This window comes from Limnospira sp. PMC 1279.21 (genome assembly GCF_032349615.1).
Lineage (GTDB): Bacteria > Cyanobacteriota > Cyanobacteriia > Cyanobacteriales > Microcoleaceae > Limnospira > Limnospira fusiformis.
This window is the reverse complement of the sequence record NZ_JARPLU010000429.1, coordinates 1-1,041: the sequence shown is the minus strand read 5'-3', so window position 1 is coordinate 1,041 and position 1,041 is coordinate 1. Positions and strand designations below refer to the sequence as shown.

General features: G+C 56.1%; 3 protein-coding genes. All 3 read left to right on the top strand.

Annotation, left to right across the window (positions count from 1 at the left end):
• A partial coding sequence (locus tag P5683_RS25205) for a DUF5837 family cyanobactin class RiPP (protein ID WP_315645116.1) occupies window positions 1-129 on the top strand: 129 nt, incomplete at its 5' end.
• Window positions 130-422: 293 nt separating this feature from the next.
• Entirely contained in the window at window positions 423-596 is a 174-nt protein-coding gene (locus tag P5683_RS25200; RefSeq protein ID WP_315641226.1) for a DUF5837 family cyanobactin class RiPP, read from the top strand.
• A 336-nt stretch (window positions 597-932) separates the two neighbouring features.
• The coding region (locus P5683_RS25195; RefSeq protein ID WP_273249841.1) for a microcyclamide/patellamide family RiPP at window positions 933-1,041 on the top strand (109 nt) is incomplete at its 3' end.

Sequence of the window (1,041 nt, the reverse complement as noted above, 5' to 3'; positions counted from 1 at the left end):
ACGGGTCAACTGCCCAGTGCGCTGGCTGAACTGAGTGAAGAGGCGATCGGCTCCCTTGAGGCCCTTCCCTCGGGTTTCATGCACGGTGCGTGTTTTCCGCACTGTTCCTATGATGGGGACGACGAGTAGTCGCGGTTGATTTTACCACAACCGTTTTCGATCCTCAAACTTCTCGTGAGGACTGCCAGGGCGCTTGGTTCGCCTCGATGAATTGACGGGCAACCCTCGATACATCTAGGCTTTCCGATACCTGGCACCCTGGGAGGGGGAGAATCTACCCCCCCTCCCAGACCCAAACCAAAATTTTTGTGCCGCGCCCACCGCTATCCAGGCAGCACAATCCAGGCTTCTTATGACCTAAGAAGGGACTGACCGCCCCAAGCGGTCAAACTGTAAACCTAACAAATGAGTGAAAAACTCCAATGGATAAGAAAAACATCTCCCCCAACCCCCTGCAACCCATTGACCGCGTTCCTTCGGGTCAACTGCCCAGTGCTTTGGCTGAACTGAGTGAAGAGGCGATCGGCTCCCTGGCCCTGGCCTCCGCGGGGACGTGCGGCGTTTGTCGTTGTTCCTATGAGGGGGACGACGAGTAATCGGGGTTGATTTTACCACAACCGTTTTCAATCCTCAAACTTCTCGTGAGGACTGCCAGGGTGCTTGGTTCGCCGCGATGAATTGACGGGCAACTGCCGATACCTCAAGGCTTTCCGATACCTGGCACGCGGTAGGGGTGGAGGGAGCATCACTCCCTCTGCCCCTCTTCCCCCGACCCAGAGTTTTGTTGGACGGAATGGGGTGCTACCCCAAACGAGAATTTTCGTGCCGCGCCCACCGCTACGGGGCAGCACAAACAGGCTTCTTGACAACAAGAAGGGACTGACCACCCCAAGGGGTCAAACTGTAAACCTAACAAATGAGTGAAAACTCCAATGAACAAGAAAAACATCTCCCCCAACCCCCTGCAACCCATTGACCGCGTTCCTACGGGTCAACTGCCCAGTGCGCTGGCTGAACTGAGTGAAGAGGCGATCGGCTCCC

What these genes read in the sequence shown, in the direction of transcription:
- P5683_RS25200 (WP_315641226.1), top strand. Translation starts at nt 423, where the DNA reads ATGGATAAGAAAAACATCTCCCCCAACCCCCTGCAACCCATTGACCGC.